The following is a 25,470-nucleotide window of genomic DNA, read 5'->3' as shown; positions in this document are numbered from 1 at the left end:
ATCCTTTTGAGCTTCATGACTATCCACTAAAAAAGAAAAGGAAGCTGGCAACAACTTCCTTACTCTCATAGTGAAAACAACATTAAAAAACGGCTTTCACAAAGGTAATCAAAACCCTCGGTAGATATAAGACTGCATCAACAGTCCATCCTAAGATGGTACTAATAAAAGTATTTTTATCAGCGTTATCTCTACTCATGTATTCACCTCCTATCTATAGATACTACCATAATATTGGAAAATTTTTGAAACCAAAATCACCTTTAGCACAACAAGTAACTATTGATCAGAACTCACAACCTCGTTTGTTGAATAGATTTAAGGACTGTGGACATCCCTAACTATGGCAAATAAGTACCATTCACTTTCAACCTTCTCATACACAAACCTTAATGATTGCCATTGATATTCTGTATACTCATTAGAAGAATTAGTTGGAGGGGGTGAATGATATTCTACGAAAATAGCTTTAGGGTAATACTCATGAATTGTATTTGTTATCCCGCCACTCTCATAATAATAATCATTATAAGTTATCTCGGTATATTCTACTGGATTAACTTGGAGATGGGAGAACAAATAGTTTTTAACATATTCATTTGGAGTATATTTAAAAGCTTTGTCAGAAAAATCATGACCCCATGTATATATTTTTTCATCAGAACTAAATTTCTCGACTTCATTTTTAGTAAATGTTATTTCGTTACTATGAGGACTACCCATATCAGCATAAAACGAAAAAGTTAATCCCTTCTCAGTGTGAACATATTTAGATAACTCAGTCCAATTTAGTTCCTTTAGGTTATTAAATATTTTTTTACTTTTTTGTAGTAACACATCTTTATCAGATAATATAATACTTTCATCCTCGTTTATCGTTTTTTCATGGTGAGAACAAGCAGTCATAAATAGTAGGCCAAGTAAAAATAAACTCAGTAAAAAGTTCTTCATGTTTCCCCCTTTAAATCTTTCCACTTACTATGCCGTATGATAAACGCAAATGAATATTTCCTCTTTTGTCCCATCAGGCACCTCCCAATAAACAGTTCCGGTATCTGTTGTCGCTCAGCCTGTTGTCTTGCATAATCTGGTTGTACTACGCAGTAAATGTTATTTTCAGAAGCATCTATTTACGTTCAAGGAAAGTAAAAACAACTGGCAAAGGCAAATAAAAGAAAGCGCGGTCTATGCATACGGCGCTTCCTTTCTTTGTAAGAATTTATGATGGAAGATTTTCTTTTAACTTTTGTATCCCTGCGGCTACTTGTTTCGATATTTCCTCATAGTCTGTCTCCCCTTCAAAATACATCGGTCTCCCAAATATAACTCCTGCGTTCCCTCCCCATCTATTTCGAACCCCATATATGTAAGTAGGAACTACTGGTGCTTTGCTTTTTGAGACAATAAAGCCGACTCCTTTTTTCGGGTCTTGCATATCCTCTGTTTGGCTTCTGGATCCTTCGATAAACAAGGAAAAAATTTTTTCATCTTTTAATAGTTTTAATGTATGTTTTAACGATTTAATATCCGCCTTTTCTCTATTAACAGGGAATGCCCCCATTTCGGTAATGAGCCACGCAGCGAATTTATTTCGAAATAGGCTTTCCTTTGCCATAATATACATTTTCCTCGGGGTGTGTGTCCCGGCCAAGAGTGAGTCCCAGTTTGTCTGGTGATTCATCGCCAAAATAACCGCACCCTCTGGAATATTTTCGTTTCCTTTTATTGTTACGTTAAAACGAATATGTAAAAACCAACGAACCAAACTACGTACAATTTTATAAACCAACTGATTCTCTCCCTTTTTCTTTTAAATATTTTTGATTATATCTTTTATGATTCATAAAATAGCATATAGAATAACTTTTCACCATTGTTTTTTGTCAATCTGTTAAAAACTTTCTCATCCGCTTCTATATAAACACTTTTATAAATCTACGAATCCTTCTATATCGCCCTTCCATTCACTCATTCTGCCTGTCATATTTTTAATTTTAAACCCACGTTCTTGTAACCATTCACTAGCAAGTCCAGTACGTCGGCAATACCATCAATTCCTTAAACTCTATCGAACTGCCAATCTTCTATAAGTTTTGTCCATATACAAAAAAGTTTCCCAACAAGAATAGGTAAATACATAGTGCGCACTATACTCTTTTTCGAAACTCTTGCGGCGAGCAATGATAGATTCGTTTAAATGCCCGTTCAAACGTACTTAAACTACCAAATCCACATTCAAACGCAATGGAAGTGATACCGTGATTTGTTCTCTTTAGTTGCTCCTTTGCTTTTTCTATTCTTAAAGCGTTAATATATTTAGCTGGCGAGGTGCCGATATTTTCTTGAAACAGTCTGTTAATATGCATTTTACTAAGCTTACTCACGAAGGACAGCTCATCAAGAACTAAATTTTCTCTATAGTTATCATGAATATAATCTATCAAATACATAAGGGAAGGGTTTTCATACATATGTTTTGAACCTTTCCACTTATCTGTGTGAGAACCATTTTGGAGCTGTAATAATTGTGAGACTAGCTCTAGTTCAATTTGCTGAGTTTCTAACACATCACTATGAAAGTCAAGTCTAGCTTTAAACGCCCTTTCAGCTAACTTAATAAAAGATTCTGAGGAATTATTACCCCACCTTGCAAATTCAATTTCGGATGTGTCACCTGTCTTCTCACTATATATTTTTTGAACTAAACTTTTTTCAATGCTTACAATTAGAAGCCGGATTCGATCATTGTTTGTAAAATTTCTATGCTCTTCCCCAACCGTTGTGACAGCTCTACCATCTAACGATCGCTCTTCTCCCAAATATCCCATTATTGGTTTCCCTAAAAGGGGGATGCTTATTTGATATAGTGATCCATGATCGTGAAACTCATCGGCAGTTTTTCCTTCTAACTCATAAATGGGAATGGAAGATTGATGTAACCCTATCGAACTACCAATCTGCTTCATATCCACGAAAAACAGCTGATCTTCTATCTCCTTCGTCACCTCTTCTGTCTGATACACCATCCCACAATCAGAACAAACAATCGCAGGTGCCTCCGTAATCTCAATCGCTCTTGTTCCATCAGGCAATTCCCAATACACAGTCCCGCTTCCTGTTGTAGCTTCGGCTGTAAATAAATCTTCCCACCACCGCCAGGACTATCGACAACGAAGGTCCGGACTGCATTTTTTAAAGTAAGTATAAAAAAATCAGCTAACTAAAGCAGCTGAAGGTTTTTCCTATAGTAGTGGTTTACACTATCACATACCGCCAAGGGACATTTGGGTGTTCGTCTCGAAATTCTTTCGATATTCGCTTAGTAGCTTCTCCGATAATCTCTAAATTACGAATAACAGCATCTTGAATTAGTTTCGAGCTAGGAAAAATCTGCTTTACCATTTGGAAGATAAGATTCAATGTCTATTTCATGCTTAAAGCGAAAAATCAAATAAACTCCTACCATTATCAAAATCGACAAGTAAATCAAGATTACTATTTGGGCCATCCTCTAACCTTAAAAGCGAACCAAAACGCGTACATTTTTAATGCCATGATTTTTTGCTACTTTTAGTATTAAATAACGTTTCTCTTGAAGAATATCGTATAGCACAAAAAATCCCTTCATTCTTCTTACCTTTAATTCCACTATATCATTTTCTGAATTTAGTAAATAAGCAATTCATGGCAAACTAAACTTTTCCGGGATTGCTGACAGTATTTCCTTATAGATTTTCCTCATTGCAAAATGCACCCATCGCTTAGTGCATCTTGTTTAATCTAGGAAGTTAAATGAACAGAAGTTTTTATTTGTTTGAAATAAATATTTACGGGAAGTAATAAACTATAAACAATTTTAAACTGGTAGATTAGTAAATTTATAATATAGAAATATGTATGGAGCACAATTTCTTGATGTGCAAAATATGTATTCATTAGATAAAGGGAGTTAAGTTTTGTAGAACATCAATTATAGATCACCCTTTTAGACAGGGAACTCACAATAATAGATAAGGAGGAACACTTATGGTTATTTTTTTAACTATTTTGGCAGTTATTCTATTAATAGGGGCATTTTTTGCAACAGTAAAGTTAGCAGGAAATGCAGAAACAGACTATCGAGCTTCTAGAAGAGGTAACTTAATACGTCTTACTCTATTATACGTTGGTCCACTAGCAGTCGTAATAATTGGAATATTACTTTATGAGAATATGAGATAGAATTTACATGTAGTGAAATTTAGGGTATAAGTAAAAGCTTAGTATCTCCATAACTGGATAGAATATATTTTTAAAAATTAATATTGAGAGTAAAAAGAGAGCAAAGTCCTCTCTTTTTTTTGCCTTATTTAGTCCTTGTCTACTTTAGTCAGAGTTATAAAATTAATAACAAAATTTGTATTTCTTACAACACACAAATAAATCACAAAGGAGAAAATGTTAATACTGCTAAAACCAAACTAACCTAGACCATGAATAAGTCAAGTCAGGTGGATCATATATATTATTTTTTCTAATTTAACGCAAAATGGTCAAAAATAGTTTAATTAATTGGTTGAAAGCTCCGTTTGCCTAGAGAAAGAGGAACATGAGACTCACCATTATCCTAACTTATATATTTGCGTGGTATTAAATGGATAGGCAGTTCTAATGTTAAAGGAGAATTGCAAAGATGAAAGAAATTTTAAAACACCCAACTGTTTCTACGGTACTTGGAACAGTGATTGGAACTATTATTGTAACCCCAATAGTAGCCTATATAAATAAGATAAATATAATTGATGCACTTATATTAATCATCAATTGGATAAAAAATTTTATTGCTTTAATTATATCTTTCCAAACTAGTCGTTCAAATGTGGGGATTGCTGGAGTGATAAACGACCAGAAGTTTAATCTGGTACCTGAAGATTTTGATTTGTATTTCTCAGGGCAGACTTCATTTTTGCGCAAAAATCAAATAATATTTTTCATAAAATACAACTACAATATAGAAAAAGCAGCTAAAATCTAGTAAGATATCCACATGTGACATTAGATAAGGGGTAAAAAAAATGAGCGTGTTAAATGTACAAAGTTTAAGTCATGGTTTCGGTGATCGTGCAATTTTTAATGATGTGTCTTTTCGACTATTAAAAGGCGAACATGTTGGACTAGTTGGGGCAAATGGTGAAGGTAAGTCTACTTTCATGAATATTGTCACTGGGAAGTTGCAACCTGACGAGGGGAAAGTTGAGTGGTCACGAAAAGTTAGGGTTGGTTATTTAGATCAGCATGCTGTACTTCAAAAAGGGACTACGATGCGTGACGCTTTGAATACTGCTTTTCAATATCTTTTTGATGCTGAATCAGAAATCAATGAGCTTTATGCAAAAATGGGTGATGAAGGTGCTGATATCGATGCCTTACTTGCAGAAGTTGGAGAGCTACAAGAGACTTTAGATAGTAATGATTTCTATCAAATTAATGCAAAGGTTGAGGAAGTTGCTCGTGGTCTAGGATTAGACGATGTTGGTCTTGATAGGGATGTGAATGACCTTAGCGGTGGGCAGCGTACCAAAGTGCTGCTGGCTAAGCTTTTGCTAGAAAAGCCTGAAATCCTATTACTCGACGAGCCGACAAACTATTTGGATGAACAGCATATCGAATGGTTGAAGCGCTATTTAACGGAATATGAGAATGCATTTATCTTGATTTCACATGATATTCCATTCTTGAACAATGTTGTGAACTTGATCTATCACATGGAGAACCAAGAGTTGAATCGCTATGTAGGTGACTATGACAGCTTCTTAAAAGTTTATGAAATGAAGAAGCAGCAGCTTGAGTCTGCTTACAAGCGTCAACAACAAGAAATTGCTGATTTGAAGGATTTTGTTGCTCGTAACAAGGCAAGTGTTGCGACTCGTAATATGGCGATGTCTCGTCAGAAGAAGCTCGACAAAATGGAAGTTATTGAATTAGGGAAAGAGAAGCCAAAACCAGAGTTTAACTTTAAGGAAGCTCGTGCAGCTAGTCGTTGGATTTTCGAGACGGAAGATCTTGTAATTGGTTACAACGAACCACTTTCTCGCCCCCTGAATTTGAAAATGGAACGCGGACAAAAAATTGCATTCGTTGGTGCAAACGGTATTGGTAAGTCTACTCTTTTAAAAAGTATTCTTGGACTGGTTAATCCGCTTTCGGGTAAAGTGGAACGAGGTGAGTATCAATACATCGGTTACTTCGAGCAGGAAATGAAGCAGTCCAACTACAACACTTGTATTGAAGAGATTTGGAGCGAATTCCCGAGTATGAATCAGGCTGAAGTCCGTGCTGCTCTTGCAAAATGTGGATTAACGACGAAACATATTGAAAGTAAAATCGAAGTCCTTTCTGGTGGTGAAAAAGCGAAAGTTCGCTTGTGTAAAATTTTAAACAACGAAACGAATTTATTAATTCTAGACGAACCTACCAATCACCTGGATGTGGACGCAAAAGAAGAATTGAAGCGTGCTCTAAAAGCATATCGCGGAAGTATTTTGATGGTATCCCACGAACCTGATTTCTATCGTGAAATTGCGACCGATATTTGGAATTGTGAGGATTGGACTACGAAAGTATTTTAAAGATTAAGGGGTACCCAACAACTCGGTACCCCTTTTAACATCTTTGCAAATTTTAAATAAACTTATGAGTTCATCCCAACTAAAGTTAGGAATGAGGTCTACCTATTTCAATTTCGGGTTTTTACAACAGCTTCTAAGTGGCATGCATATTATTTTATTACTAATTTCTTTACACACTCAACATGGATTTAGTGCGTGAACTGAATAATTCTTAACCCCTTAATAAAAAAAGACACCTATTTCTGAGTGTCAACTGACAGTTAGTTGATGCCTATGAAGAAAAATCAAAATAATTCCTCTTCAACAACCTTGGCAATTCCATCAATTCCTTAAACTCTATCGAACTATCAATCTTCTTCGTATCCACCAAAAACAACTGATTCTCAATCTCCTTCGTCACCTCTTCTGTCTGATACACCATCCCACAATCAGAACAAACCACCGCAGGTGCCTCCGTAATCTCTATCGCTCTTGTCCCATCAGGCAACTCCCAATATACAGTCCCACTACCTGCCCTCGCTTCGGCCCCACACCACTCACAAGTCATTTCCTTACTCATTTGCAGTCGGCCTTTCGGAATACTTCTTCTGCTCTACCTTAAATTTCTTCTCCTTCATTTCATCGCGCTTATCACGTTTATCCTTTAATGACGAATGAGATGGATCTACCTGATACTTTTCTCTCCGGTCTAGACGTTGTAAATCTTCTGGCACCAGATTAAACTTCTGGTCGTTCATAACTCCAGCAATCCCAACATTTGATTTGTACTTTTCATAATCATGATATACACCTTTGAAATATTCTTCCGCTGTATCAGGTATATAATTTTGAGGCTCTGGGTAGGATGTTATTACCCCTTCAAAATTCCTCAACACCACTTTATCCGCACTTTGCGAAATCAAGTAATTCGGTTGTAAGGCAATCTTCCCTCCACCTCCAGGACTATCGACTACAAAAGTCGGGACTGCGTTTTTTAAAGGAAGTATGAAAACACTAAAAAACGCAAATCAAGATCATTTTTATCATCTTAATTTGCATTATTAAGACACTATATTTATTATCTTGAGTAGCAGTTCAGTTTGTATAGTATCGTTGTAACACTCAACAAAAGTCCCTGTTATAAATGACAATCTTGTTAATCTAAAAACCCCAGTTCGAATAAGGTTAGCCAGATATTTCTGGTTGACCTTTTTCATATGGTCTTATTATTACAGTAGTCGGGGGAAAAACGTCGCTCCCGTGGGACTTAATCCCGTTAGCTAAACTGTTCACTCAACTAATTGTATAAACACGTTTCAGTCTGGTTTGGACATTGTGACCGGATATTTGATTCTGTATCAATTTTAAAAGGCCATCTTTATAAAAAGATGGCTTGATCCAATAAAGTTCTTCTTATTTATTAGACGAATTCTTCTTTAATTTTATCGTAGTTTTTAGTAAATTTATCGAATATCTTCTCTAATTCATCATAACAATCACTATTAACTCCATCTTCACTTTTTAGTGAACTCAGTTTACTATTAAATAAACTTTGGGAAACTTCTGTATTTTCATCATCTAAACTTTTTACAAAGGCAATACTTATTTGCCTTAGTCTTGACTTAAAGACTTTATCCGTGTAATTAGTATTCTTAACTTCTCTTAAAAATAGGTATAATAACAAATTTTTTACATAGTATGTTGAGTTATCGTTAAAGTCTTCTATAAATAATTTTGGATTTAAGAGTTGATATGGTAAATATGAATCTGCAATATACTCATTAAGTGTATCTGCGAGTTCATCCTTTGTAATACCTAAATCTTTAAAATTGATATCCCCTGAAAATGTTACTGTTCTATCTAGCCCATCTGGAAATTTAATACTTGTTAAATCTTTAACTTTTTTTGTTCCATTTTTATTAGGGTTTACAATGTAAACCTCAAAATCGTTAACTATGCAAAGTGATAACTTATTAAGTATTTCTTTCTGAACTTGACTTGCAATAACTTCTATTTCATTAATTGTACTCGCAAAACCGTTTTGTAATATAAATAATATATGTTGCCGTGGGTAATTCTCCTTTTCACGGATGCAAAAGATTAACTTAACCCTCCCTACATTAAACTTATTAAATGAAAAAAGAAAATTAGGATCGTAATTGTATACTTCTAACATCAGTATTCACCCCTTATTTAAAAGAATGTAAAGACATATTTATTAAAATCATCAAATACCCCTGTTGTTATATCTCTTGGATTAACTACTTCTATTTGCTCGATCATTTTAGTTTTTGTTTCGAGATTCTCATAGGAATATAATTCACTACTTTTCTGGAACAATCCCAAATTAGCAAGCTTATTAATTGATATTTTAATTTCTTGAGTTAAGATGGATTCATTCCTAAGTAAGAGCTCTTTATAATAAATTAACCTTTCATATAGCTTCATATTCTTGCTATCCTTATAAACTTGAAGGCCTAATACATAGATATTTAATAAGTCAAAATCTAAATCATCTAACTCTTTAATTATGTTTAAGGATCTATATAACTTTCTGTAATCTAATTCATTTTCGTAATCACATCCACCAACCCAGACAATAAACGATGCACAGTACTCTCTAATAGCATCTGTTTTTGCATTGATAGCTTCATTTAAGATGTTTTTGATAAATTGATACATATCGGTATTCAACCTTGCACCAAATAAATTGACCATATTCTCTTTACCGTGCTTTTCAAGTTTCTCTCTAATTTTGCTAATTGTCTTCTCTAGTTTCTCAATCTCTAGTTCTATTACTTTATTATTTTCCCTCAATCCAACTGAGCTAAGCACAGCAGATGTTGCGCCTATAGCTGGAATACCAATGCTAAGTAGTAAATTTAAGTCTTCTGCCCCACTAAGCGCTAGAGCTAAAGTGTTTCCTAATACACCTGAAGTTGAAGCTTGTGTTAGTATATCGCCTACAACTTCTAACTTTTGATTATTTTCGCTCATCTAGAATAGTCCCCTTTACAAAGTTTAAAAGCTTATATTAAATCCACTATGCAAATTCCTCAAAATAAAAACGGACACAAACTAATGGAATCCATCAAATTTATGAATAAAAGTACGTTAGATATATTTGACATAATTTGCAAACATCCTCCATAAATACAGCAAAAAGTCACCCCTGATGATTCCTTAATCCATTTAAATAAGAAATAACAAAATAATTCCTCTTAAACAATCTAGGTAATTCCATTAGCTCTTCAAAACTAATAAGCTACCATATAGGAACAACTGATCCTCAATTTCCTTAATTATTTCTTCTGTTTGATAGACTCTCACATTCAGTGCGAACAACAGCTGGTATCAAATTGTTTCAATATCCCTTTACCCATCAGGCAGTTCCGATTAAATTCTGTTTTTCCTTCACACACTTTACATCTACTCATTTACCCGCTGGTGCTTTATCTTGATCAACCAGTTAGGTTAATTTCTATTTACAGGATAAAAAATTCTTTTCCTTCAGCTCATCACGTTTATCCATTAGTAATAAGTGGGTTGGACCTCATGGATACTTATTCCTTCTAACTATAGATTTTGGAATAAAATTGATTTCCCTACCACATGTTTCTAATTTCATTAAATGGTAACTTTCTCAGTTTATCAATCAACTGATACATCTCTTCAGGAATTTGAATTTGATGATTTTGTAGCTCGATATAATACCGATTGGCCAATTTTGACAAATTAAATAAAGCATCTAAATAGTCTTTATTAATGTCAGTAATTGCAATCTCATAGATGTCCAAGCAATCATGTAATGATGAAATTATTACATTTTTAAACTGAGATGTTAAGAACATTTCTCTAGTAATTATTGGTGAAATATGTAATAAAATTGACCGACTATTTTTTACGTCCATATACTTTAGGGACTTAATAAGATCTAGTAATTCATTCTCTATTTTAATGTCCTTATTTTTGTATTTCTTATATACAACTACAATATCTAAAGCAGTAAAAGCTTGTGATGTATGGTCTAGAGAGCCCGACATAATTTGCTTCATAATATCTTTATAAATGTCTAGCCAATTATCACTAACAAGTTTCTCTAATATATTTATACATAATATTGAAGTTTCTGTTTCCTGAAGTACCCCTTTTATTTTTCTAACAAGGTCCATTACAGAATTATCGTAACAGTCAGAAATGGAAGCCTGAGTACAAACATAAGCCACTAACTCACTCAATTTCGAGAAATATTTCTGGGCCTCTTTTCCTTGCCCAAATATGTCATACTTATGATCAATGATTAAACTTTTTTCATTTTCTAAGTATTCAAAAAGAAACTCCAATATAGTAATGATTAAATTGTTATCCCACTCAAATGTAGTATAGTTATTGTCTCTGAAGTATGACAATGCATAAAAACTATTTTTATATGATTGAATTGCACTATCTACGCTAACGTAACCGTGTATGATCCCTCCTTCCACACAACGAGGAAAGTTAGGGTTCTTTAGATATGAGATATACATTTCTTTAAAAGGCACTTCTGATTTGTGAGGTAACTCCTCCCACAACATAATAGAATAAATCTTAGACTTTGGAATATCAAATTTACCGATTTGGCCCCAAATCGCTGAAGAAACTTTATCGTAATACTCTGACAGCAGATTGCTTTCATTTAACAATACAAGCTTTGTTAGTCCATTATCACGAATATTAATATCTTCACTTTCTACTTCATCAATAATCTTTAAAATTAAATCATGTGAAACTTGGTCCTGCATATCATCCATCTTAATATCTTGGAAAAATCCCGCTAAATGAATATCATTTGTTGAAGATTGCTTTAGGACCTTATCAATATTTCCCTTTAATATATTTGAATTAAAATAAAATGATATTCCATGTAAGGCGTTAATAATATCATTTTTATTTATATCATCGATTTTAGATATAGTTTCATAAATATTGTCTAGGAATTTTATAATCCTATCATTATCTAGTACACAACATAATCTCGGTAAAACAACAAAAATCGCTTTCTGAGATATTATACGCTTAAATTGATGACTGTACCCTTTTTGTTGAAGGTAATCTAACAGAAATATTAGTTGGTCAAATAATTTACGAGTCCACTCAATACTTGCTGTTACTATTCTTTCTTTTGTAAAAAACGCCTTAATTATTTTTGCATCATCTGTTCTAATGATATAAGACCATTTCCAAAGAGGGTTTTCACTAGTTGAAATTAAATCAGTACAAGCTTTGGCTATGAGTTGTCTATGATCACTATATATGGGCAGGCACAAATTATCTTGAACAAGCAAATAACGGAAAGCGTCAATGAAAGCATCTGTAACTTCAGTTGGTGTGGTACCGTAAGTAATTGTGTATGTATTAGGGTTGAATGCCTGTGACTCCCCTCTTTTCTTGTGTTCTGCTGCAAACAAACTATTAATCAACTTCTCTTTATTTTCAATAAGAATTTTCCTCACATTATATTTATTATCTGAAAAGTCTTGATCCGAGAAGGCACTTAAGCTGTTACCATACAAGTTAAGAGATCTTGCACAAAGATTTATATAACTCATCAATGCAGCTGTTTTATTTTCCGAATAGGATTTTTGTGCCACTGACGCAGAACACTTTTTCAATATATCTAGAGCATCATCCACCATTCTGAGTTGACTTAAAAGACATGCTTTTTTTATCTGCATTTCAAAAGAAAGATCTCCTTCAATCTTTTTCGCATACTCTAGCGCCTGTGTATAATTGAATTCTGTAATATAATACTTACATCTCTCTATTTGGTATTCAGACTTTCTTTGTGTATCCATTTGACTAATGTTAGACTCAATCAATTTCATCACTTCATGATATTGGTCAAAATTACTTTCTACTCGATACATTTCTGCCAGATACATTACTAATTCAAACCACAATGATTTAAAGTTGTTTGTCTCTGAATCTTTAGGTAAATTCTCCAAAGGGTAATCATTTAATAATTTTTGAATCTGTTTGCTATCATGATCCATTAGTGGCATATAACACTTTCTCAACAAGACTGCTATATTACTAACTAAAGCAAATTTATTTTGATCATTTTCTTGTCTGAGTACATACTCAAAATGATAATACAATTGTTTATGAAAATCACCTATTGCGTTTACTGGCAATACTAAGTATTTGGATACTTCGGAATTTACTTCCTCAGTGTACTTAAGCATCGTATTATAATATTCCTCTTTAGCAATTTCCCATAATGAGTCATGTCTGAATGGTATCTCTTTAAAGATATTTCGTTTCTTTCCAAAATTTTTCAATAATTCTAAAAATCTATTAATCGCATCATAATGTTTGTTAGCTGATTTATTTTCTATAAGGGATTCTAAATTTACAACAGTGATATTCTGACTTTCCAACATCTTCCTTTCAAATTCACTCATCTCACTGAAAATTCCACAGAGATATATTTGAGGGCAATTTTCCCCCATATTGTCTCGTAACCACCCTAACCAATTAAGAAAATTGGGATCATCCCCGGAGAAGCCAAGTAAGCAAAGTTGAGTTTCAAGCATAGACTGCTGTACAGTATTTACTAATGGAGCATATTTCACCGGATAGGTTCTGTAATCTTCCTCACAAATGATATACGGCTTTGCATTCGGTATACTCCCATGTAGTTTTATTATTCTTGGGTGGGTACTGCCCGGAAGATCATTTTGTGAAGTTAATATTTTATAATTTTTTCGGACAGAAATATTATCTATTGACCTTTCAAGTAAAGTATCATAATTAGTAGTAAAAACATCGTTCCAATTCAAATCTAGTAACTTTACATGTAAATCCCCAGGAATAAATTTATCATCTTCTATGCTGTCTTCAATAAATTTATCTAGTTTATTTCTACCAAAAGCTACCTTATACTCTTCAGCCAGCTTTAAAACATTTTTCCCAGATGTCTTTTTCACCAATACTTTTTCCCATTTTTCTCTTTCATCCTTATTATCAGGACGTGGATACAGCGATTCATACATCGTTTTTGCGAGCTCTTCCCAGTTTGGTGAAACCGTATTCTCTGCTAAACTTATTGCATTTTTAGAAAACCCTGCTCCCACCATAACTGAAGTAGATCCATATTTATTAGGATCATGTAACCTTTTTGCAATATCATTTATGTAGGTATGAACTAACTCAGCACCCATCTATCCATCTCCCTCGATAAAAGCTCTCCAAACCTCCGACGACTAATTTCCACTTTATTAGTTTCTTTATAAAATGGATAAAAAGGATCGAAAAAATATTTATAAAACATATCAAAAGACTACTTTTTTATGTACTTGTTTCTATATAACTTTTGAGACAAAAAATGATTCCACAACCTATAATTGATGTTATGTGGAAATTTCTATATCACACATATTTCGACATGTTTTTGTAAATTTCCTCCATAAACACGATAAAAAGGCACCCATCTTGAGTACCTTTCAACGCTAATATATTTAAGAAGAAAAATCAAAGTAATTCCTCTTCAACAATCTAGCCAATTCCATCAGTTCCTTAAACCCTATCGAACTATCTATCTTTTTCGTATCCACTAAAAGCAATTGATCCTCAATTTCTTTAATAATGTCTTCATTCTGATACACCATCTTACATTCATTGCAAGCAACAGCTGGTGTCATCGTAATTTCAATCGCCCTTGAACCATCCGGCAACTCCCAATAAACCTTGTTTTCTCCAGAAGTTGCTTTACCTCCACACCACTCACATTTTAAATTCATAACTATCACCTACTCATTAACCGAAGATGCTTTATCTTGATCACCAAGTTCGGTAGATTTTTGCTGCTGGGATTGAAATTTCTTTTCCTTCAGTTCATCGCGCTTGTCACGTTTATCCTTAAGTGAAGAGTGGGCTGGATCTTCTTGATACTTTTGTCTACGATCTAATCGATTAAGATCATCCGGTACAAGATTAAACTTACTGTCATTCATAACCGCAGATATCCCAACATTGGATTTATACTTTTCATAATCAGGATAGACACTCTTGAAATAATCTTCAGCTGTACCTGCCACATAGTTCTGTGGCTCCGGATAAGAAGTGATTACTCCCTCAAAATTCCTCAACACCACTTTATCCGCACTTTGTGAAATCAAGTAATTAGGCTGTAAGGCAATCTTCCCACCACCTCCAGGACTATCGACCACAAAGGTCGGGACTGCATAACCAGATGTATGACCTCTAAGGCCTTCCATAATCTCTAGTCCCTTTGAAACCGGTGCTCTGAAATGTCCAATTCCTTCAGAAAGGTCACATTGATAAATATAGTATGGTCTTACTCTAATCTTCACTAAATCATGCATGAGCTTTTTCATAATCGGGACACTATCATTAATTCCGGCTAGGATGACTGACTGATTTCCAACGGGAACACCTGAGTTGACTAGCATTTCACAGGCCTTTTTTGCTTCTTCTGTAATTTCAATCGATGTATTAAAATGAGTATTTAACCAGACAGGATGGTATTTTTTTAAGATGTCACATAGCTTTTCGGTGATTCTTTGTGGAAACACGACTGGTGCGCGAGTTCCAATCCGGATAATCTCGACATGAGGAATTTCGCGTAAATTTTTTAGAATATATTCTAGTATTTGATCATTGATTAATAAGCCGTCTCCGCCGGATATTAGTACATCACGTACTTCTGGGTTATTCCTTATATAAGTAATTGCTTGGTCTAATTGTTTTTTCGGGACGCCCATTCCGATTTGTCCTGAAAATCTTCGTCTTGTACAGTATCGACAGTACATCGAGCATTGGTTGGTGACTAGAAATAGTACTCGGTCTGGGTATCGATGAGTTAAACCAGGGGTAGGTGAATCTTCATCCTCATGAAGTGGGTCCTCTAAATCATATTTTGTTTTCATGATTTCTTTTGATAAGGGAACGGATTGCATACGGATTGGACATCTTGGGTCAAGCGGATTCATGAGAGAAGCATAATAGGGAGTAATATTTAGTGGAATCGTTTTGGTAGCAATTTTAACACCTTCTTCCTCTTCAGGTGTTAAATCAATTACCTTTCGTAAATCGTCTAACGTACGAATAGTATGGGTTAACTGCCAGAGCCAATCATTCCATTGTTCGTCTGATACATCCTTCCAGAGCTCAATTTCCTTCCAATGGCGTTTCGGTTTATAAACGTCATGTTTCAAGAGAAATCCTCCTCCTTAACCTACTTTACATAAGTATATGTGAAGGACAAAAAAAGGGTTATCAGATTGTTAACGCTTTCAAAAATGTAAATGGATAGATTTTGTGCACAGAATTGTTTATGCACAAAACCTACGCGGAATTTCTACTCGGATAGATCCTTCACCCACACGTTCATATCCTCAAGCTTATCAAAAATATAGCAGTTATTTGTCATTCTTCCCTTGTATTTATATTGTAAGTGTTTGAGGGCAGAATTCATTCCATAGGAAAGCGCCCTTGCCATGGAATATACACAAAACACTCGTTCCTTTAAAAGCTCCTGTTCCAAACTACTGATCAAGTGCTTCATTAACCCATGTTTTCGGTGCTCAGGACGGGTTGCACAGTCTGAAATTTCCGCATTAAAGTATTGTCGGTCAATATAAGCGGAGGCTGCACTTACAATTGAATCATTCGCTTGAACTACGTAAAATAAAACATTGTTTTCCATTAAGCTTTTCAGATAATTAGGGTCATTCAGTGGTGTCGGGTAAATTTCAAAAGTCTCACTGTAAAGCTTAGCTAATTCATCTGCATCTGCTGGGGTCCCTTTTCTTAACACATATTGGAAAGGCAAACTTTCTGAACTAGCTTTTTGTGTTGACTTTAACACCTTGTGCAAGATCTCATCTTCCTCAACCCAGTGCTCATTATACTTTCGATCCTGATTAAAGTATTTCGTTAGCGCATAGGCATGACTACCGTGGTATAACCCTTCAAAAATAGCTTCTAATAAAAATCCCTTTTCTACAAAAACATGCACATGTTCCCGTCTTGAGTGAATGATTGCCTTTGTATATTGATGGAGGTTTGATAGACTAATGATTTCACTCGCAATATCTTCCACATTCCCACGGTAATCGACAACTCTTAAGCGATGATTAAAATGATCAAAAACAGCCGAAACATAAAAGGACTTTTTATCAATGATTTGTTCTTCATAAAACGCTGGAGTTTGCAATCGTATCCCTCCTCTTCTGTCTTTACATCCTACGAGAGGAGGGATACTTTTATGAATAGGCCCTATGATTGAATAAGAATTTACCAATTATTTTCCTAATTTTCAGAGTGGTAGCTTTTGTTTCTTACACCTGAACGCCTTAAATGTATATTCGTTTCCACTTCAATATCTGCATTGGCAAAATGCTTCCCCCATTCTGCCATCAGTTTTTGAAATTCTTTATAGTGTTGCCTTTCAAACTCTTCACCAAATCCAAAGATATCTAATTCCATTTCTTGCATCGTCTTAATGGTGCCTATTACGTCATTTTTCACTTTTTCCATCGTTTTCTCTTCAAGATCCTGATAGGTTTTAATTTTCTCAAGATTCACCGCACATTGTGTACCCTCTATTTTACCCTCTGCCTTTATAAGCACCTTAAACTTTGGTTTATTTTGTTCATAGCTTGCTTTGATTGTTGAATGGGCCCTTCTAATCTTCACATCAAAGAATCCGTCCTGATCGTCACAGGGAATGCTCATATTCGTGGCTGGTAACCCTTTAACCCATAAATAATTTCTTGTATCAGTTATAGGTAAGGTACTAATAAGTTTATCATCATCAAAAACACCAAGACCGGATACTTCAATGAGGGCATCAGGTTCTACTTTTTGCATATTTTCGACTGACTTTCCTTTCTCTGGTGATCCTTTAATCTTTATGGTGGCAAGAACAGGATCCTTGCCTTTTGAAGTAATTGATGAAATAAAGTCAGTGAGTCTAATGTTCGGGTCCCCACCCCAGTTTTGATGGAGGGTTTCTATTTGTCGATCCAACTTTAAAGAGGAAATCTTCTGAAGAGGATATGTAATTTTAAGCGCTTCAGCTGCTTCCTCACCTTCATATAAGACTATATTAAAATCATTCCGAAATTCTCCGCTGCGTTCTAAATAATCTAAGAAACCTATTAAGCCCCATTTGGCAATGTCCTTTGTAATGACAACCACTCTTGTGTGGGAGTAAATCAACTTTCTTGACATTCCTACATTCATCCGATTTGCTAGCTCAGATAGTGAATCACCCTCCTGAGAGTAGGTAATGGAAGGTGCAAATCCTTGGGCTTGAAGCTTCGCGTTTTCTGAAGGATTGATTGCCTCTACAGTCATTTTGAACTTGTGATTTTTCCCTTTATCAATTGCGATTCCAGTTACGATCGAGACATCATTTAGTTCAGTACGATCCCAGCATCCGGATAAAAGACAGATAATGAGAAGTAGAAGAAAGAGGGATGGTATTTTTTTCATCAGGTATCCTCTCCTTTTGAAGGAGGACTCGGTGACTTACTGTTCTTTTGCCTTAATGGGGCCTTGCTATTCAAATAACTTGGGCGTTCCTTATTACCCCAGAAAGGAAAACGTACAAAAACATCTGATTGGTCTTCTAGGATAAATGGTGCAACCGGGGCTAAATAAGCCACTCCAAAAGAACGCAAGCTACTCAAATGAATCACCATGAGGACAAGAAACACAAGAACACCAAACAATCCAAAAACCGCTGCAAATATGATGACGACAAATCGTAACAATCTAGTGGAAATTGAAAAATTGTAGATGGGCGAAACAAAGCTTGCGATGGCGGTAAAGGCTACCACAATAACTAGTACATTAGAAACCAATCCTGCTTCAACAGCAGCTTGTCCAATAACAAGTGCACCTACTATTGATACGGTTTGTCCTACTGCTCTTGGCATCCGCACTCCCGCTTCCCTTAGGACTTCAAACGTAAATTCCATCATTAGTATTTCTACTACAGCTGGAAAAGGCACCCCTTCTCTTTGTGCTTGGACACTAATTAATAAGGAAGTGGGTAGTAGCTCATGATGGAAGGTAGATAGTGCGACATAAATAGAAGGAAAGATCAGAGCAATCATAAAAGACACAAACCGTATAAACCGGATGAATGAACCCATGACAAAAGGTTGGTAATAATCTTCACTTGATTGAAAAAAGTCGGTAAATACAACTGGTGCAATTAATGCAAAAGGACTACCATCTACTATGACAATCACTTTTCCCTCTAGTAAATTCGCACATGCACTATCAGGACGTTCAGTATTATATAACATGGGGAAAACGGTAAAGCTTTTATCGGTGATGAATTCATCAATATTACCTGAATCTAAAATATAGCTTGTATCTATTCTATTAATCCGTTTTCGTACTTCATCCACTAGGTCTTTATTTGTGATCCCATCTACGTAACCAATTACCACTGTCGTTTGAGTGTCCTTCCCGACAATCGTTGATTCGAACCGGAGAAGAGGGTTTTTTATTCGTCTTCTAATTAAGCTCACATTGGTTTCCATTGATTCAGTAAAACTATCCTTCGGCCCTCTTATGATTGTCTGAGTACTGGGTTCAGCAATTCCCCGAAATTGGATATCAAATATTTTTAATGCTAGTCCCTCGTTTACTCCCTCAACAAATAAGGTTACGTATCCTGATAAAAGATACCAAATCGCATCGTGCTCCTTTGACACAAACTCATAAGGGATTCCAGTAAAATACGTTTCACGAAATTCATTGAACGAGGCTTTTGTACTTATCTCTTTTTCCTGTTCAATCGAGTTCCATAACGGATCGACTATTTTGTCTGCGAGCTGTTTCGAGTCAATCATACTATCCAGATAACAAATAAACCCATTTTGTCCGCCTACTTTGATATTGCTTTGATTAAAATCAATGGTGTTTTGAAACGTTCTTTTAAGGAGCTCATAATTGGTTGTCAGAGAAGAGGATAGCTCTTTCGCCTCTTCCCCTTCTGACAGGAGCTCTTGACTAGTGGTAGGTTGGTTTGACTTTTGAGAGGAAAAAAGCTTAGTTAGATTGATCATGCTGTTGTCCCCCCTTTAATACTTTAGTTTTCAATAAAATGATGAGGAATAAAAGAAAAGGTATGCCTAACTGAAAAGGTAGGTGTAAATAGTTGGGAACAAAGGTTAACCCTTCTTCTAAGTGCTCTGCAAAGTTATCGCTTACCACTACTGCTAGATAGGCAATTAACATACAAAATGGAAAAGTAAAGGAGCGATAAGGACGTGAAAATACTAACTCTAAGCCCTTTAACCCACCATAGGTAAAGACAGCGACTTTAATAATGACTCCGAACATCATAATAAAAACGATCAATAAATCAATCCGTTCAATAAACTGCAGTAAGGAGATTTCCCCTGCTGCCGAAAGCAATGGAAAATTAGCTCGATTTTTCATATCAGCACCCAAGGTCGTGATTTGAATAATGGAAGAATAGACAAGCAATAACCCAGCTGCCAATACCGAACCTGCACTAACTTTGGCTACATACTTAGCCTTTGATACATATGGAAATAGAAGTGTAAAGACAATCAACTCTCCGAAAGGGAACGTGAGTAGGGACGGAAAAATGGCTTTAGCAATCGGCCCCACTCCCTCAGGCATAATCGGTAATAAGTTTTCAAAGTGCAACTCTCCTGAAATTAAAATACCTAGCCCAATACCGAAAATAAAGAGGATGACATAAGGTAAAAATATTTCAGCTGTTCTTCCTAACACTTCAATCCCTAGATAAAGGACATAGGTAATAATCAGCATAACCATGATCATAGTCACTTCAATCGGAGTCTGTGGGAGAATTGAAGATGTTAGAAGCTCACCAAAATCTCTTAGAACTCTAGCTGCAATATAAAAAAAATAAAAAACGTATAAACATGTCAGCAATTTCCCCATCCATTTCCCCATTGCCCACACCATGATTTCAAAAAGGTTCTTTCCTTCCACTCTTGATGAAATTTGATGGTAGAAAAGGACAATTCCCACTCCTATTATGGAAGCAAGGAAGATCGCAATCCACGCATCCTGTTTCGCATCATTTCCAATCCCAACAATAATCGCACTACCCATCTCAAAGATGAAGATAAGGATAAATAATTGCCATAGTGATATTTTTTCAATTAATTCATTGTTCACATTTACTTCCCCTTGATTCATTTTGAGACCGTTTGTTTGTTTTTACGATGTCGATAATCCACGATTATGGAATAAATAATCCCTGCCATCATTGCCAATACAACGATACTTTCTCTGGTTGCACCTTCAGGGTATAGCATAAAAGAGACAGATTCTATTAATGAAATATCATAAAAAAAAGTATCAATATAAGAAAGAATGAGAACGGAACCACCATAAAATAGGAGTAAGGCTAAAGTGACCATTGTACCTCCGATTAAATACAACAAAGATTTGTACGCTTATTTTCACCAATCATTAGATTTTTATGTAAGTATTACCATAAACGTCCGTTGAAAAAGGCTGTTTTCGTATAGATTGTTGCTTTTCGTAAAAATCCCAAAAGCCGGATTTTTACCTTAGTATCAAGCTCTTACTATAAATAAAGAGAGTTGCTCTTTTCTAATCTATATTCAAATTGCTTTTCAAACAGGTTCTTTAGCTAAACTAAAGGTCACGAAAGCAACAAAGTATTAGAAAAGAGCCTTTGAAAAAAGACGACAGCGTTAGCTATCGTCTTCCGTATTGCACCACTCCACCATCATATTTGCGATGATTTCTGCTGCTTCGATCATTTGATCTATTAAGATGTATTCGTTTGGATAATGAGCCACTTCTGTTGTACCAGGTCCAAAGACAATGGTTGGAATTTGGCCAACCTTCGTAAATAATCCACCGTCTGTTCCCCATGGTGACGCCTCGATCACGGGCTTTTGTAGTTTAATTTTTTCAAAGTTTTTCTCAAGGATTATCATGGCAGGGTGTTCTAAATCGATGGTACCTGGTACCCAGCTAGCTCCAAACCAAGTCACTTCGACTGGATTTGTTTCGAACCACTGATCATATGCTTCTAACTTCTGAATAAAGGTTTCAAATTCTTGCTTTACTTCCTCCATCTCTTCCTCAGGTGCTACTCCTATTCTCCCCTCTAGCGTTACACAATCTGGGACAGAGGACGGCCAATTGCCTCCATTGATTTTCCCAATATTAATCGGCACAGGGATCGGGATGGACTTATAGAGTGGATCTTGAATGCGTTCGTTTCTTTGCTTCTCAAGCTCTAGTATCTTTTCAACGACTAATAAGCTCTTTTCTATGGCACTTACTCCTTCATAGCGAGTGCCTCCGTGTGCAGCTTTACCCGTAATCGTTATGCAAAACCACATCGAGCCTTGCTGTTTCGGGAATATTTTCATACTCGTCGGTTCTGGAATCAGTGCTAGGTCTGCTTGATATCCTCGTAAAATAGCAGCCAGGGAACCTGCTCCTCCACTTTCCTCTTCTATTACACTTTGAAAAATGATATCCCCCTTTATTGGTAGGTTCAATTCTTGAAGAGCCTCAATGGCTAAAAGCATCGAAACAGTACCACCCTTCATATCGGTAGTACCTCTTCCGAACATTTTCCCATTGATGACCTCACCACTATATGGTTCATATGTCCATTGTTTGAGATCTCCTTCAGGCACCACATCAATATGACCATTTAAGAGAATAGACTTCCCTCCACCTTCTCCTCTTTTCACTCCGACTACATTAGCGCTTCCCGAAAAGTTGGTTCTAGGTGAGACGAAGTATGGGTGGTTCTGTAAAGATGTAAAATCAGGCTCCCATATATCAATCTCTAAGCCTAGCTTTCTGAGCTTTTCAACAATGATGGCTTGTGCCTTGCTTTCTTCACCCGTTATACTTCGCTCTTGGACAAGTCTTTTTAACAGTCTCACCCCCCTGTCTTTGTTTGTTTCTAGCCATTCATGAATTCTCCCCTGTACATCCAATCAGTTTCTCTCCTTTAATCGATAAATTTTAAGTCTGGATCTATTAATAAAGTCGCCTCAGTGTGTTCTAATACATTCTCTAATGTATAGGGACGCATAATCTCTCTTAACCACATTCCATCTTCCTTTACTTCTATGACAGCAAGATCAGTAATAACCATGTCTACGCATCTAGTAGAGGTAAGTGGTAGTGTACAGTTTTTCACGACCTTTGAACTACCATCTTTATTGAGATGGTTCATTACCACAATGACTTTCTTTGCTTTTTGGGCAAGGTCAATGGCTCCCCCCATGCCTGGAACTCTCTTTCCCGGGACAATCCAATTCGCCAAATCTCCTTGTTCGCTTACCTGAAGTGCACCAAGGATTGTTAGGTCTATTAACCCTCGTCTAATGATGGCAAACGCTATCGAACTATCAAAATATGATGCACCAGGGACGACCGTTACTGGATATCCTCCTGCATTACATAAATTCTCATCTTCACTACCTATTTCAGGGCTAGGTCCCATCCCCAATATGCCGTTTTCGGCGTGGAACATTACATGTAAGGTAGATGAGAGATGATTAGGGACTAAGGAAGGAATACCAATTCCTAAGTTTACGACCATATTTTCTTTTACTTCCTGAGCTGCACGAAACGCAATTTTATTTCGCAGATCTACTCCCATGCCCATTTCCAGTTCACCCCTTCACTTTGAATGACACCATTAATAAAACAGCCAGGGGTGACGATTTCTTCAGGGGATAGAGTACCAATAGGGACGAGCTCTTCAACTTCTGCATAGGTTATTTCTCCAGCCATGGCCACAAGTGGATTAGTGTTTCTAGCACTTTTGTCATAAACAAGATTTCCACATACATCTCCCTTTTTAGCAAAGACGATGGAAACATCAGCCGTTAAAGCTGGCTCTATGATATACGTCTTCCCATTTACTACTAGCTTTTCTTTATTACGTTCGGCAATCGTTCCCAACCCTACGTCAACTAGGATTCCGCCTAACCCGACTCCTCCTGCACGAATTCTTTCGACTAACGTACCTTGTGGACAAAATTCAACTTCTAATTTCCCCTCATTCATGAGCTTACCGGCAATCGGATTTGAACCTATATGAGATGTGATAATTTTCTTTACTTGATTGTTTACAATTAACGGACCTATTCCAATCGTTGGAAAACCCGTATCATTTCCAATCAGGGTTAAATGCTTCACATTTTTTTCTAGGATTTTTTTCACAATGGTCGGTGGTGTCCCGATTCCTCCAAACCCGCCAAACATAATGGTGCAACCATCCTTTATACCATCTAATAAATCATCAATTGATTTTTGTTTGTTCGTCATAGCCTCTTCTCCTTATGCTATGATGCCTGTTTGTAGGAACTCTAACGTAATATCATTGAGTGCTAAATCAAGTAGATGAAGTAATTCATCCATTTCAGCTTTCGTAATCGTTAGCGGTGGAGCCAGTAAAATCCCGTCTCCTTGTACCCCATCTTCACCTGCAGCCGCAGGATAAACGAGCAAGCCATGCTCCTTTGCCCTTTCGATCACCAAGGTTGTCATACCTAACTCTTTTGGAAACGGAAGCTTTAGATCATTTTGGACAAACTCTACCCCGATGAGAAGTCCTTTCCCTCTTACATCCCCGATCCAGTGGTATTTTTGTTGAAGAGCTATTAATCTACTTTTTAAATACTCCCCTTTTTCTACAACTTGTTTGATCACATCATGTTTTTCAAGATACTCTAATACAGCAAGAGCAGTGGCGGCTGATTGAGGGTTTCCACTAAAGGTATGTCCACTCATGATTAGTTTGGAACCATTTTGAATAGGCTCTAAAATCTTAGTTTCAACAAGGGTCGCAGCAATTGGTGTATAGCCCGCACTCATTCCCTTACCGAGTGTGACGATATCTGCAATTGTGTTCCAATGTTCAAGAGCGAGCATTTTTCCCGTTCTTCCGATCCCTGTCATCACTTCATCGGCAATAAGGAGAATATGATGATGATCACAGATTTCACGAATTCGCTCATAATAACCTGGCGGTGGAGTCAAAGCTGCACCAGCAGCCCCGACAACAGGCTCGATGATAAACGCAGCAATATGTTCTGCACCTATTCGAGTGATCGCTCGTTCTAATTCATTTGCACATTTCAGCTGACAATTGGGGTAGGTATCATGAAAGGGACAACGATAACAATAGGGTGGGGACACTGTAGGGTAGTCTTCTAAAAGTGGAACAAACCGTGCTCTTCGTGCTTGGTAGCCTGACATGGACAAAGCACCGATAGTAATACCATGATAGCTCATCCATCTCGAAAGGATTCTCTGTTTAGTTTTAACGCCTTTTTCCTGCCAATATTGAATGGCAATTTTCAAGGCTGTTTCTGTCGCTTCAGAGCCGCTATTAACGAGAAAGCTCCAATAATCAGCATTTGGTATGAGCTTTGATAGCTTTTCTGCTAATTGTTCGGCTGGCAAACTGGTAAACTGGGAACGGTAAACAAATGAAACTTTATTTGCCTGCTCATTCATGGCTTCGACAATTTCGGGTATACCATGGCCTATACTTGCTGTAATGGCACCGGAAGAACCATCTACGTATTTCTTTCCATCTGCATCATATAGATAGATCCCTTTTCCATGGCTAATGACTGGATAAACTTCATCAAGTAGTGGCTTTATGAGGCGAGAATGCACCATTTTAATTCCCCCCTACCAACGTATTTCCTTAAAGTTTATTCGAGGGATTCATTTTTGATGAAATAAAAAAGGGTGTTTTCGTATATATTGTTCCCCTTAACTAAATGTCACGATAACAACACAGTTTTAGAAAAAAACGCAAAAAAAGACGGACACAATT

At 36.2% G+C, this 25,470-nt stretch carries 22 protein-coding genes and 2 pseudogenes; 3 read left to right on the top strand and 21 right to left on the bottom strand.

Translation table 11 applies throughout. The features are described 5' to 3' along the window. Positions 1-318 precede the first annotated feature (318 nt). From M1D60_RS08555 to M1D60_RS08535, 5 genes and pseudogenes are all read right to left on the bottom strand, one after another. A complete protein-coding gene (locus M1D60_RS08555) occupies positions 319-951 on the bottom strand; it encodes a hypothetical protein (RefSeq protein ID WP_456278737.1) in 633 nt (210 codons plus the stop codon). 268 nt (positions 952-1,219) lie between these two features. After that, the gene (locus M1D60_RS08550) at positions 1,220-1,789 is read right to left on the bottom strand and encodes a lysophospholipid acyltransferase family protein (RefSeq protein ID WP_456278736.1); all 570 of its coding nucleotides are present in this window, start codon (positions 1,787-1,789) and stop codon (positions 1,220-1,222) included. 358 nt (positions 1,790-2,147) lie between these two features. Beyond that, complete coding sequence (locus tag M1D60_RS08545; protein WP_456278734.1) at positions 2,148-3,104, bottom strand: helix-turn-helix domain-containing protein; 957 nt, start codon at positions 3,102-3,104, stop codon at positions 2,148-2,150. A gap of 50 nt (positions 3,105-3,154) precedes the next feature. Next, positions 3,155-3,205: pseudogene (locus M1D60_RS08540) on the bottom strand (hypothetical protein); the annotation flags it as partial. 50 nt (positions 3,206-3,255) lie between these two features. Continuing rightward, positions 3,256-3,402: a HepT-like ribonuclease domain-containing protein gene (locus M1D60_RS08535; protein WP_456279394.1), complete on the bottom strand. Its 147-nt coding sequence runs from the start codon at positions 3,400-3,402 to the stop codon at positions 3,256-3,258. 624 nt (positions 3,403-4,026) lie between these two features. On the opposite strand from M1D60_RS08535, the gene M1D60_RS08530 reads away from it, so the two are divergent. From M1D60_RS08530 to M1D60_RS08520, 3 genes are all read left to right on the top strand, one after another. Beyond that, a complete protein-coding gene (locus M1D60_RS08530) occupies positions 4,027-4,221 on the top strand; it encodes a hypothetical protein (RefSeq protein ID WP_456278733.1) in 195 nt (64 codons plus the stop codon). Positions 4,222-4,672: 451 nt separating this feature from the next. Next, the gene (locus tag M1D60_RS08525; RefSeq protein WP_456278732.1) at positions 4,673-5,014 is read left to right on the top strand and encodes a hypothetical protein; all 342 of its coding nucleotides are present in this window, start codon (positions 4,673-4,675) and stop codon (positions 5,012-5,014) included. 40 nt (positions 5,015-5,054) lie between these two features. Then, a complete protein-coding gene (locus M1D60_RS08520; protein WP_456278731.1) occupies positions 5,055-6,608 on the top strand; it encodes an ABC-F family ATP-binding cassette domain-containing protein in 1,554 nt (517 codons plus the stop codon). 271 nt (positions 6,609-6,879) lie between these two features. On the opposite strand, the gene M1D60_RS08515 is transcribed toward M1D60_RS08520, so the two are convergent. The 16 genes and pseudogenes from M1D60_RS08515 to M1D60_RS08440 all read right to left on the bottom strand — a co-directional run bounded on the left by M1D60_RS08515 (position 6,880) and on the right by M1D60_RS08440 (position 25,310). Beyond that, on the bottom strand, positions 6,880-7,167 hold the full coding sequence (locus M1D60_RS08515; protein WP_456278730.1) for a YokU family protein: 288 nt from the start codon (positions 7,165-7,167) through the stop codon (positions 6,880-6,882). Further along, positions 7,160-7,576: pseudogene (locus tag M1D60_RS08510) on the bottom strand (lysine 2,3-aminomutase); the annotation flags it as partial. The pseudogene M1D60_RS08510 and the gene M1D60_RS08515, both read right to left, overlap by 8 nt. 431 nt (positions 7,577-8,007) lie before the next feature. After that, entirely contained in the window at positions 8,008-8,763 is a 756-nt protein-coding gene (locus M1D60_RS08505; RefSeq protein WP_456278729.1) for a hypothetical protein, read from the bottom strand. 17 nt (positions 8,764-8,780) lie between these two features. Further along, entirely contained in the window at positions 8,781-9,584 is an 804-nt protein-coding gene (locus M1D60_RS08500) for a hypothetical protein (protein WP_456278728.1), read from the bottom strand. Positions 9,585-10,192: 608 nt separating this feature from the next. Then, complete coding sequence (locus M1D60_RS08495; protein WP_456278727.1) at positions 10,193-13,789, bottom strand: SIR2 family NAD-dependent protein deacylase; 3,597 nt, start codon at positions 13,787-13,789, stop codon at positions 10,193-10,195. Positions 13,790-14,086: 297 nt separating this feature from the next. Continuing rightward, positions 14,087-14,368, bottom strand: a complete 282-nt coding sequence (locus M1D60_RS08490) for a YokU family protein (RefSeq protein ID WP_456278726.1) — start codon at positions 14,366-14,368, stop codon at positions 14,087-14,089. Between the two features lie 9 nt (positions 14,369-14,377). Further along, a complete protein-coding gene (gene kamA, locus M1D60_RS08485; protein ID WP_456278725.1) occupies positions 14,378-15,805 on the bottom strand; it encodes a lysine 2,3-aminomutase in 1,428 nt (475 codons plus the stop codon). Between the two features lie 143 nt (positions 15,806-15,948). Continuing rightward, positions 15,949-16,806: a putative beta-lysine N-acetyltransferase gene (ablB, locus tag M1D60_RS08480; protein WP_456278724.1), complete on the bottom strand. Its 858-nt coding sequence runs from the start codon at positions 16,804-16,806 to the stop codon at positions 15,949-15,951. Between the two features lie 95 nt (positions 16,807-16,901). After that, a complete protein-coding gene (locus M1D60_RS08475) occupies positions 16,902-18,089 on the bottom strand; it encodes a Ger(x)C family spore germination protein (RefSeq protein ID WP_456278723.1) in 1,188 nt (395 codons plus the stop codon). Beyond that, positions 18,089-19,678, bottom strand: a complete 1,590-nt coding sequence (locus tag M1D60_RS08470; protein ID WP_456278722.1) for a spore germination protein — start codon at positions 19,676-19,678, stop codon at positions 18,089-18,091. The genes M1D60_RS08475 and M1D60_RS08470 overlap by 1 nt, the downstream gene beginning before the upstream one ends. Continuing rightward, entirely contained in the window at positions 19,662-20,789 is a 1,128-nt protein-coding gene (locus M1D60_RS08465; RefSeq protein ID WP_456278721.1) for a GerAB/ArcD/ProY family transporter, read from the bottom strand. The genes M1D60_RS08470 and M1D60_RS08465 overlap by 17 nt, the downstream gene beginning before the upstream one ends. Before the next feature lie 17 nt (positions 20,790-20,806). After that, complete coding sequence (locus M1D60_RS08460; RefSeq protein ID WP_456278720.1) at positions 20,807-21,034, bottom strand: hypothetical protein; 228 nt, start codon at positions 21,032-21,034, stop codon at positions 20,807-20,809. Between the two features lie 300 nt (positions 21,035-21,334). Next, positions 21,335-22,606: a peptidase gene (locus tag M1D60_RS08455; protein WP_456278719.1), complete on the bottom strand. Its 1,272-nt coding sequence runs from the start codon at positions 22,604-22,606 to the stop codon at positions 21,335-21,337. Positions 22,607-22,620: 14 nt separating this feature from the next. Next, on the bottom strand, positions 22,621-23,283 hold the full coding sequence (locus M1D60_RS08450) for a 3-oxoacid CoA-transferase subunit B (RefSeq protein ID WP_456278718.1): 663 nt from the start codon (positions 23,281-23,283) through the stop codon (positions 22,621-22,623). Further along, positions 23,268-23,948: a CoA transferase subunit A gene (locus tag M1D60_RS08445; protein WP_456278717.1), complete on the bottom strand. Its 681-nt coding sequence runs from the start codon at positions 23,946-23,948 to the stop codon at positions 23,268-23,270. The genes M1D60_RS08450 and M1D60_RS08445 overlap by 16 nt, the downstream gene beginning before the upstream one ends. Positions 23,949-23,960: 12 nt before the next feature. Beyond that, positions 23,961-25,310 (bottom strand): aspartate aminotransferase family protein, encoded by a 1,350-nt coding sequence (locus tag M1D60_RS08440; protein WP_456278716.1) that lies wholly within the window; start codon positions 25,308-25,310, stop codon positions 23,961-23,963. Between the last annotated feature and the right edge of the window lie 160 nt (positions 25,311-25,470).

This window comes from Bacillus sp. AK128 (assembly GCF_053903075.1).
Note: the sequence above shows the minus strand (reverse complement) of the source record. Positions and strands in the feature narration are given on the sequence as shown.

Coding starts and splice junctions, on each gene's coding strand:
- M1D60_RS08460 (WP_456278720.1), bottom strand. CDS start 21,034: ATGGTCACTTTAGCCTTACTCCTATTTTATGGTGGTTCCGTTCTCATT.
- M1D60_RS08515 (WP_456278730.1), bottom strand. CDS start 7,167: ATGAGTAAGGAAATGACTTGTGAGTGGTGTGGGGCCGAAGCGAGGGCA.
- M1D60_RS08530 (WP_456278733.1), top strand. CDS start 4,027: ATGGTTATTTTTTTAACTATTTTGGCAGTTATTCTATTAATAGGGGCA.
- M1D60_RS08470 (WP_456278722.1), bottom strand. CDS start 19,678: ATGATCAATCTAACTAAGCTTTTTTCCTCTCAAAAGTCAAACCAACCT.
- M1D60_RS08450 (WP_456278718.1), bottom strand. CDS start 23,283: ATGGGCATGGGAGTAGATCTGCGAAATAAAATTGCGTTTCGTGCAGCT.
- M1D60_RS08495 (WP_456278727.1), bottom strand. CDS start 13,789: ATGGGTGCTGAGTTAGTTCATACCTACATAAATGATATTGCAAAAAGG.
- M1D60_RS08525 (WP_456278732.1), top strand. CDS start 4,673: ATGAAAGAAATTTTAAAACACCCAACTGTTTCTACGGTACTTGGAACA.
- M1D60_RS08555 (WP_456278737.1), bottom strand. CDS start 951: ATGAAGAACTTTTTACTGAGTTTATTTTTACTTGGCCTACTATTTATG.
- M1D60_RS08440 (WP_456278716.1), bottom strand. CDS start 25,310: ATGGTGCATTCTCGCCTCATAAAGCCACTACTTGATGAAGTTTATCCA.
- M1D60_RS08535 (WP_456279394.1), bottom strand. CDS start 3,402: ATGGTAAAGCAGATTTTTCCTAGCTCGAAACTAATTCAAGATGCTGTT.
- M1D60_RS08500 (WP_456278728.1), bottom strand. CDS start 9,584: ATGAGCGAAAATAATCAAAAGTTAGAAGTTGTAGGCGATATACTAACA.
- M1D60_RS08475 (WP_456278723.1), bottom strand. CDS start 18,089: ATGAAAAAAATACCATCCCTCTTTCTTCTACTTCTCATTATCTGTCTT.
- M1D60_RS08445 (WP_456278717.1), bottom strand. CDS start 23,948: ATGACGAACAAACAAAAATCAATTGATGATTTATTAGATGGTATAAAG.
- M1D60_RS08520 (WP_456278731.1), top strand. CDS start 5,055: ATGAGCGTGTTAAATGTACAAAGTTTAAGTCATGGTTTCGGTGATCGT.
- M1D60_RS08505 (WP_456278729.1), bottom strand. CDS start 8,763: ATGTTAGAAGTATACAATTACGATCCTAATTTTCTTTTTTCATTTAAT.
- M1D60_RS08490 (WP_456278726.1), bottom strand. CDS start 14,368: ATGAATTTAAAATGTGAGTGGTGTGGAGGTAAAGCAACTTCTGGAGAA.